Here is an 8,301-nt window from a genome sequence, read left to right on the forward strand (position 1 = left end):
CCCCTACTCCCCTCTAACCAATCTTGTTCGGGATCCTGGCCTCTATCCTGCTGAAGGCGAAGACCAGAATGCCGGTTATCGTCATGTAGATCAGCGCCAGCAGCAGCAAGGGCTCGTAGGTGAGGTAGGTGTCCTGCCGTACTTTGGACGAAACGGCGAAGATGTCGATGACGCTGATCGTTGCCACCAGCGGCGTCGACTTCAATTGCAGCACGGTCTCGCCGGTCAGCGTCGGCAGCGCCCGGTAGATGGCTTGCGGCAGCCAGATCCGCCGGAACGCCTTCCAGCGGCTCATGCCGAAGGCGCGGGCGGCTTCGAGTTGCCCCTTGGGCACGCCGGCGAAGGCGCCGCGCATCACCTCGCCCTCATAACCGGCGAACGACAGGGTCAGCGCCAGCACGCCATAGGGCCAGGCTTGCCGCAGATATGGCCACATCCAGGATTCGCGGATCCACGGATATTGCGGGAACAGCGAACCCAGGCCGTAATAGAGCAGCCAGAGCTGGATCAGCAGCGGCGTGCCCCGGATCACCGTGCAGAACACCTTGGCGGGTGCGGCGAACCAGAACGAGCCGGCAGCCTGCGCCAGGCCAAGCGGGACGGCCAGCAGGAAGCCCAGCACGCAGGTGACGGCCAGGATCCACAGCGAGCGCCAGAGGCCGATCAAGCCCATTTCATAATATTGCGGCAGCCAGTCCCAGCGCATGAAAAAGGCGGCCGACAGAACAAGGCCCAGTGCGATCAGGATCAGCACGATGCGGTGCGGCTGCAGCCACAGCGACGTTCGCGCGGCGACGTCGATGATGGTCGCCTCGTTGGCCATCAGCGCGCCTCCTTGAGCGAAGGCATGCCGCGCCGCGACCAGGTCTCGACCCGGCCGATAACGAGGTTGGAAAACAGCGACAAAAGCAGATAGAGCACGCCCGCCGCGAAAAAGAAGGTGAAATAGGCCTTGGTGACGCCCGCTGCCTGCCGCGTTGCCAGCGCCAGCTCGTAGAAGCCGACAACAGCCAATAGCGCGGTGTCCTTGGTGGCGATCAGCCAGAGATTGGCGAGGCCCGGAATAGCGAAGGGCAGCATTGACGGCAAGGTGATGCGCCGCAACATCAGGCCCGGAGACATTCCATAGGCGCGGGCGGCTTCGATCTGGCCCTGCGGAATGGCCAGGATCGCGCCGCGTATCACCTCTGTCGAATAGGCGCCCTGGACGAAGCCGAGCACGGCGATGCCGGCGGCAAGGCCGCTCACGTCGACGCGCTGATAACCCATGGCCGTCAGCGCCTGATTGATCAGGTCGGTGCCGGCGTAATAGAGCAGCAGGATCAGCACCAGTTCGGGCACGGCGCGCACGATGGTGGTGTAAACCGCCAGGAGATCGCGCACCACCGGCCCGCCATAAAGCTTGCCATAGGCGCCGCCGGTGCCGATCAGAAGGCCGAGGCACGTGGCGCCCAGCGCGATCTCGATCGAATGCAGCAGCCCAACCAGAAGCGCCCCGCCCCAGCCTGGCGGGTAGGGCGAGAGAAGCTCGGTGATGCCGGCCGCGGAGGCCGAAAGAAGTGCGTCGATCAGCGTCGCCCCCGAAGTGCTGACTAACCGCCGACGGCTGCGTCGGCGGCAAACATGCCTGGGAAAGATCGAGCAGGTGGGGCATGGCGCGACGCCACACCCCACAGCTCATACGAGGATCGTCAGTTCGACTGCGCGCCGCCGCCGCCGTAAATGTCGAAATCGAAGTATTTCTTCGAGATCTCGTCATATTTGCCGTTGGCGCGGATCGCCTTGATGCCGGCGTTGATTTTGCCCTTCAGGTCGGTGTCTTCCTTGCGCACGCCGGCGCCGACGCCCGGTCCGAGCACTTCGTCATCGGGAGCGACCATGCCCTTCAGGTCGCAGCAGGCTTTGCCCTGGTCGGATTTGAGGAATTCGCCAAGCGCGATGGAATCGGCCTGCACCGCGTCGAGACGGCCGGCGGCCAGATCGTTGTTGGCCTCGTCCTGGGTCTGGTATTCCTTGATCTCGGAGGCTGTGCTGCCAAAGTGCTTCTTGGCGTAGACAGCGTGCACCGTCGACACTTGCACGCCGACGATCTTGCCCTTGAGGTCGTCCGGAGCGGAGCCGAATTTCTGGTCCTTCGGGCCGATGATCGCGGTCGGCGTGTTATAGTACTTGTCCGAGAAATCGATCGTCTTCGCGCGTTCGGCGGTGATCGACATCGAGGAGACGATGAGGTCGATCTTCTTGGTCGTCAGAGCCGGGATGATGCCGTCCCAGGCAACCGGGGTGATGACGCAATCGAGCTTCTCCTCGGCGCAGACGGCGTCGATGAAGTCGATCTCCCAGCCGATCCATTTGCCCGAAGCATCGGGCGAGGTGAAGGGCGGATAAGGCTCGGCGGCGACGCCGATCTTGACCGGATCGGCCTTGGCCACGCCCATGGCGGCGACGCCGAGCAGCAGCGCTGCGGCAAATGTCTTCAGAACGGTCTTCATTTCATGACTCCCAGTTTGTTGTTGGTTCCCGGTTTTCTTCCGTCCCGGCTTGCCTAGCCGATGTTGCGGATGAACTGCTTCAGCCTTTCGGATTTCGGTGCGCCGAAGATCTGCTCCGGCGGCCCTTCTTCCTCGACCAGCCCGTTGTAGAGGTAGACGACATGGGTCGCGACCTCGCGGGCGAACTTCATCTCGTGGGTGACCAGCACCATGGTGCGGCCTTCGCGCGCCAGGTCGCCGATCACCTTCAGCACCTCGCCGACCAGTTCGGGATCGAGCGCGGAGGTGGGCTCGTCGAACAGCATGACGCGCGGATTGATGGCCAGCGCCCGGGCGATCGCGGCGCGCTGCTGCTGGCCGCCCGACAGATAGGCCGGATAGACGTCGCGCTTTTCAGCCAGACCGACACGGGCGAGCAGCCTCTCGGCCTCGCCGATCGCCACATCGCGCTTGACGCCAAGCACATGCACCGGAACCTCGATGACGTTTTCGATCAGCGTCATGTGGCTCCACAGGTTGAAGTTTTGGAACACCATGCCGAGCTTGGAGCGGATGCGCTCGATCTGCTTGCGGTCGGCCGGAATGGTGTGGCCGTGGCTGTCGGCCTTGAGTTTGATCTCCTCGCCATTGACGCGAATGATGCCGCTGGTCGGGTTTTCCAGGCAGTTGATGCAGCGCAGCAGGGTCGACTTGCCGGACCCCGAGCCGCCGATGATGGCGATGACCTCGCCGTCGCGCGCTGACAGCGAGACGCCCTTCAGCACATGCAGCTCACCGAACTTCTTGTGCAGGTTCTCGACATGGATGGCTTCGGCGGCGCCGTCCTGCGCCTTGCCGGATCGGACTGCGGCAGCTTCCACCACGCTCACCGGGTGACCTCTATCGGGTCGGCTGCGGTTCGTCGAACGTGTATCCGGCTAATCAACATATACGCTGTACTGCCCCGCTCCAGACTTCAGCATGGACCCAACGGCGAGAGCCCGTCAATCCTGCTTATTACGGCACTTGCGAGCTTGTTGTGCAAGTGTATAAATAGCCTTCCATGAAATTTTCTCGATTTTTTTCAGCGAAAAAGGACTTCGATGAGCGCTTTCGGATCACAGTCCATGGCGGCGCCGCTGCGCCGCGTGCTGATGCGGTCGGCGGCCAACGCCATGCGCAATGCCGACAGGGTTGCCTGGCACTATGGCCCGGGATTCAATCCGGCGAAAGCGGCATCGCAGCACGCGCTCCTTGCTGAACTGGTGGCGGCTTCCGGTGCCGAAATCGAATGGATCGAGGACACGGCGGATGGACTTTCGGACTCGGTGTTCACGCACGACCCGTCGCTGATGACCGATCGCGGCGCGCTGATTCTGTCCATGGGCAAGCCGTTGCGCGCCAGGGAGCCCTCGCTGCATGAGGAAACCTACCGAAGGCTGGGCATTCCAATCCTGGGCCGCGTCGAGGTTCCTGGCCAGGTCGAAGGCGGTGATTGCGTATGGCTCGATGCCCGTACGCTGGTGATCGGGCGCGGTGTCCGCTCCAACCAGGAAGGCATCCAGCAGGTTTCCAACCTGCTGACGCCGCTGGGCGTTTCCGTCTACGGCTTTGATCTTCCGCTGTGGCAAGGCGAAGAAGCGTGCCTGCATCTGATGTCGGTGATCAGCCCGCTGGCCGACGACCTCGCACTGGTCCATTCACCGCTTTTGCCGGCCCCATTCTATCAGATGCTGAAGGCGCGTAACATCCGGCTGGTCGAAGGCGACGCCGAAGAGTTCGCGGCTTCCAACGGCCTTAGCCTGAACGTGCTGCCGACCAGCCCACACAAGATCATTGCCGTCGCGGGCTTTCCAAAGACCAAAGCCGCGATGGAAGCCGCCGGCTGCACGGTCGAAATCTTCGAGGCGGATGCGCTCTGCATCGCCTGCGAGGGCGGGCCGACATGCCTGACGCGACCGATCCTGCGCCAATGAATATGCCATCCCGCCGCAGGTTCCGTCGCGAGGGCGAGGAGCGGCGGCGGCAGGATCTGATCGAGGCCACTCTGGACAGCGTGGCGGAACATGGCCTGCAGGGCGCCACCTTGCGCACCATCGCATTGCGTGCCGGCGTCACCGCCGGGCTGATCCGGCACTATTTTCCCGGCAAGGAAGAATTGCTGCAGGAAGCCTATGCAGCGCTGATGGGCCGCATGACCGAGCAGGCGAAAGCGGCTTTGGTCATGGAGAATGCCTCGCCTCGCCAGCGCCTTGCGGCTTTCGTCACCGCCAACCTCAATGCGCCGATTATCGACGCGCGGGTGTTTTCGCTCTGGGCAACCTTCATCGGCCGCGCCAGAGCGGATCCGACCTTGGCCCACGCCCACCGCGAAGGCTACCTTGGTTTTCGCAATGAGGTGGAAGCGGTTGTGGCCGAGGTGCTCGCCGCCGAACGGCGCAAATCGGACGCAAGCCAATTGCGCCACCATGCCATCGCGATTAATGCGATCATCGACGGACTCTGGATCGAAGGCTGCCTGGCCGGCGAGATGTTCTCGCCCGGCGAATTGGCGGCGATCGGCATCAAGGCCGTCGAGGCCGAACTAGGCCTCGCGCCGGAAGGGGAGGAAAACCAATGACGACACTCGGCGAAGCGCTCATTTCGCTGCTCGAAGCCCATGGCGTCGACACGGTCTTCGGGATTCCCGGCGTCCACACGGTAGAACTCTACCGCGGGCTAGCGCGCTCCAAGATCCGCCACGTCACACCGCGTCACGAACAGGGCGCCGGCTTCATGGCCGATGGCTACGCACGCGCCAGCGGCAGACCGGGCGTCGCCTTCGTCATCACCGGACCGGGGCTGACCAACACCATCACCGCCATGGGGCAGGCACGCGCCGATTCGGTGCCGATGCTGGTGATCTCAGGCGTCAACGCCACGCCGACGCTGGGCAAGGGGCTGGGCCATCTGCACGAATTGCCGGATCAGCGCGGCATGATGGAGAAGGTGGCGCTGTTTTCGCAGCGCGTTACCGAGGCTGGCGAATTGCCCGGCGCGCTGGCGCAGGCCTTCGCCCTGTTTTCATCGGCCCGGCCCGGCCCGGTACATATCGAGATCCCGACCGACGTCATGGTCAAGCCGGCGGATGGCATCGCTGCCATGCTGAGCAATGTGACGCCGCCCGTGCCGGAAGGTGTCGCAATTGCCAACGCGGCCAAACTCATCAGTGCAGCGCGCCGCCCGCTGATCCTGGTCGGCGGCGGCGCCAAACGCGCCGAAGCGCCACTGCGGCGTCTGGCCGAACGGCTGGGGGCGCCGGTCGTCCAGACCACCAATGCGCGCGGCCTGCTGCATGGTCATCCGCTTTGCGTGCCGGCCAGTCCCAGCCTGAAGACAGTACGGGCGCTGATGGCCGACGCCGACCTGGTCATTGCCGCCGGCACCGAATTCGGCCCGACCGACTATGACGGCTACAGCGATGGCGGCTTCGTCCTGCCCGCCAACCTGATCCGCATCGATATCGGCGCGGACCAGCTTGCCCGCCGCCCGGCGACGGTTTCGATCCTGGCCGATTGCGCCGAGGCGCTCGAAGCACTGCTTCTGGAAACCCGCCATGTCCGGGCAAGCGAGGGCGGTTCGTCGCGCGCCGCTACTACACGCAAAGCAGCCTTTGCCGAGCTCAATCCGACACTGCAGGGGCAGGTGCGCGCCGTCGAGATGATCCGCGACGCTTTGCCGGGCGCGCTCATCGTCGGCGATTCGACGCAGCCGATCTATGCGGCCAACCTCTATTACGACCATGATCGGCCAGGCGGTTGGTTCAATGCCGCCACCGGCTTCGGCGCGCTTGGCTACGGCCCGCCGGCCGCAATTGGCGCGGCCCTTGCGATACCCGATGCGCCGGTCGTCTGCCTCACGGGTGACGGCGGCTTCCAGTTCACGCTGCCGGAACTGGGCGCCGCGCTCGACGCGCGGGTACCGGTCATCTTCGTCGTCTGGAACAACAGAGGCTACCGCGAGATCGAAACCTCGATGCTCGATGTCGGCGTCGAGCCGGTCGGCGTATCGCCGGCGCCGCCGGATTTCTGCAAGCTGGCCGAGGCCTATGGCATCGGCGCCGAACGGCTTGCCGATATCGATGCTCTCGCGGACGCGCTGAAGCGCGCCCGGGCCACCGGACTGCCGCGCGTCATCGAAATCACAGTTGACTGAAGCGCGGGTTTCCCGTTTTGGCGGACCACGGCTGAAGTGTCGGACGCATGCAAAGACGCGACAACTGCCATGTCGAGATGTCAATTGAGTGATGGCGCAAAAGGCGCGACGCTTCGCGTCGGCGGCACAGAAACGACCTAACGATAAAAAAATGACAGGAGCGTCCAAGATGACGGAAACACTTGAAGGCAAGCATATCGTCGTGACTGGTGGGACCGGTGCGCTCGGCGGTGCGGTTGTCGGCAAACTGCTGAGCGACGGCGCGATCTGCCATGTGCCCAATGCTCATGCCGCCGCCCCTACGCATTTCCCCTTTACCTCGCATGACCGTGTCCAGCTGGTGCACAACGTCGATCTCTCGGACCCCGCGAAGGTCGAAGCGTTCTATAGCCAGGTTCCGGGCCTTTGGGGCTCGATCCATCTGGCTGGCGGCTTCACCTCGGCGCCTGTTGAAAAGATCGAGTCGGCGTCCTTTGCCGAGATGATGGACACCAATGCGCGCACCGCCTTCCTGTGCTGCCGCGCCGCGATCCGCTCGATGCTGTCGTCGGACACGGCGGGCCGCATCGTCAACGTCACCGCGCGCGCCGGGCTCGATCCGCGGCGCGGCGCCGGCATGGTCGCTTACGCCGCCAGCAAGGCGGCGGTGGCAGCCATGACGGTGGCGATGGCCGAAGAGCTGAAGCACAAGGGCATCCTGGTCAATGCCGTGGCGCCGTCGACGCTAGATACGCCGGCAAACCGCGCCGATATGCCGGATGCCGATGTCACAAGATGGGTCAGCCTCGAAGCCGCCGCCGAGGCCATCGCCTATCTCGCCTCGCCGGCCAATCAGGCGATGAGCGGCACGCTGGTGCCGCTTTACGGCAGGGCGTAACTTTCCAACCTTTACCTAGGTCAAAGAAAAACCCCGCCGGATCGCTCCGGCGGGGTTTTGTTTTGGAGCCTGTGCGAAGGCTTCGCGGTGCGAAGACTTAGCTGCCCTGCTTCTTCAGCGCGGCACCCAGGATGTCGCCCAGCGAAGCGCCGGAGTCGGTCGAGCCGTACTGAGCGACCGCTTCCTTCTCTTCGGCGATTTCCAGCGCCTTGATCGAGACCTGCAGCTTGCGGGTCTTCTTGTCGAAGGCGATGACGCGGGCATCGACCTTCTGGCCGACGGTGAAGCGCTCGGGGCGCTGCTCGTCGCGGTCACGGCTCAGGTCGGAGCGCTTGATGAAGGTTTCGATGCCGCTGTCGACCAGCCGCACTTCCAGACCGCCATCCTTGACGCCGATGACTTCGCAGGTGACGACCGCGTTCTTGCGCAGTTCGCCTGAAGTCGCCGCTTCGCCGACCGTATCCTTGGCCAGCTGCTTGATGCCGAGCGAGATGCGCTCCTTGTCGATGTCGACGTCGAGCACCTGCGCCTTGACCATGTCGCCGCGATTATACTCTTCGATGACCTGCTCGCCCGGACGGGTCCAGTCGAGGTCGGAAAGGTGCACCATGCCGTCCACGTCGCCTTCGAGGCCGATGAACAGGCCGAACTCGGTCTTGTTCTTGACCTCGCCCTCGACCTGGCTGCCGACCGGATGGCTAGAGGCGAAAGCCTGCCACGGATTCTCGAGCGTCTGCTTGAGGCCGAGCGAGATGCGGC

General features: G+C 64.1%; 9 protein-coding genes. 4 read left to right on the forward strand and 5 right to left on the reverse strand.

Annotated features, from left to right (window positions below; translation table 11 throughout):
- Positions 1 to 13 precede the first annotated feature (13 nt).
- From EN932_RS22380 to EN932_RS22395, 4 genes are all read right to left on the reverse strand, one after another.
- The gene (locus EN932_RS22380; RefSeq protein WP_063171052.1) at positions 14 to 823 is read right to left on the reverse strand and encodes an ABC transporter permease; all 810 of its coding nucleotides are present in this window, start codon (positions 821 to 823) and stop codon (positions 14 to 16) included.
- Positions 823 to 1,536, reverse strand: a complete 714-nt coding sequence (locus EN932_RS22385; RefSeq protein WP_196815384.1) for an ABC transporter permease — start codon at positions 1,534 to 1,536, stop codon at positions 823 to 825. The genes EN932_RS22380 and EN932_RS22385 overlap by 1 nt, the downstream gene beginning before the upstream one ends.
- A 155-nt stretch (positions 1,537 to 1,691) precedes the next feature.
- Complete coding sequence (locus EN932_RS22390; protein WP_063169843.1) at positions 1,692 to 2,492, reverse strand: transporter substrate-binding domain-containing protein; 801 nt, start codon at positions 2,490 to 2,492, stop codon at positions 1,692 to 1,694.
- A 53-nt stretch (positions 2,493 to 2,545) separates the two neighbouring features.
- Positions 2,546 to 3,361 carry an ABC transporter ATP-binding protein gene (locus EN932_RS22395; RefSeq protein ID WP_063169844.1) on the reverse strand — a complete coding sequence of 272 codons (816 nt, stop codon included), beginning with the start codon at positions 3,359 to 3,361 and terminating at the stop codon, positions 2,546 to 2,548.
- Between the two features lie 213 nt (positions 3,362 to 3,574).
- On the opposite strand from EN932_RS22395, the gene EN932_RS22400 reads away from it, so the two are divergent.
- From EN932_RS22400 to EN932_RS22415, 4 genes are all read left to right on the forward strand, one after another.
- Positions 3,575 to 4,447 (forward strand): dimethylarginine dimethylaminohydrolase family protein, encoded by an 873-nt coding sequence (locus tag EN932_RS22400; protein WP_063171053.1) that lies wholly within the window; start codon positions 3,575 to 3,577, stop codon positions 4,445 to 4,447.
- Complete coding sequence (locus tag EN932_RS22405) at positions 4,444 to 5,091, forward strand: TetR family transcriptional regulator C-terminal domain-containing protein (protein WP_032809890.1); 648 nt, start codon at positions 4,444 to 4,446, stop codon at positions 5,089 to 5,091. Before EN932_RS22400 ends, EN932_RS22405 begins: the two co-directional genes overlap by 4 nt.
- Positions 5,088 to 6,665: a 5-guanidino-2-oxopentanoate decarboxylase gene (locus EN932_RS22410; protein ID WP_127369269.1), complete on the forward strand. Its 1,578-nt coding sequence runs from the start codon at positions 5,088 to 5,090 to the stop codon at positions 6,663 to 6,665. Before EN932_RS22405 ends, EN932_RS22410 begins: the two co-directional genes overlap by 4 nt.
- Before the next feature lie 169 nt (positions 6,666 to 6,834).
- The gene (locus EN932_RS22415; RefSeq protein WP_063171055.1) at positions 6,835 to 7,542 is read left to right on the forward strand and encodes an SDR family NAD(P)-dependent oxidoreductase; all 708 of its coding nucleotides are present in this window, start codon (positions 6,835 to 6,837) and stop codon (positions 7,540 to 7,542) included.
- A 97-nt stretch (positions 7,543 to 7,639) separates the two neighbouring features.
- Here the strand turns inward: EN932_RS22415 and EN932_RS22420 are convergent.
- Positions 7,640 to 8,301: S1 RNA-binding domain-containing protein (locus EN932_RS22420; protein WP_128369074.1), on the reverse strand; the 662-nt coding region annotated here is incomplete at its 5' end.

It is taken from the genome of Mesorhizobium sp. M7A.F.Ca.US.002.01.1.1 (assembly GCF_004022955.1).
GTDB lineage: Bacteria > Pseudomonadota > Alphaproteobacteria > Rhizobiales > Rhizobiaceae > Mesorhizobium > Mesorhizobium ciceri.

Excerpts from the sequence above, each read along its gene's own strand:
- EN932_RS22380 (WP_063171052.1), bottom strand. The coding sequence starts at position 823 with ATGGCCAACGAGGCGACCATCATCGACGTCGCCGCGCGAACGTCGCTG.
- EN932_RS22390 (WP_063169843.1), bottom strand. The coding sequence starts at position 2,492 with ATGAAGACCGTTCTGAAGACATTTGCCGCAGCGCTGCTGCTCGGCGTC.
- EN932_RS22400 (WP_063171053.1), top strand. The coding sequence starts at position 3,575 with ATGAGCGCTTTCGGATCACAGTCCATGGCGGCGCCGCTGCGCCGCGTG.
- EN932_RS22405 (WP_032809890.1), top strand. The coding sequence starts at position 4,444 with ATGAATATGCCATCCCGCCGCAGGTTCCGTCGCGAGGGCGAGGAGCGG.
- EN932_RS22410 (WP_127369269.1), top strand. The coding sequence starts at position 5,088 with ATGACGACACTCGGCGAAGCGCTCATTTCGCTGCTCGAAGCCCATGGC.
- EN932_RS22415 (WP_063171055.1), top strand. The coding sequence starts at position 6,835 with ATGACGGAAACACTTGAAGGCAAGCATATCGTCGTGACTGGTGGGACC.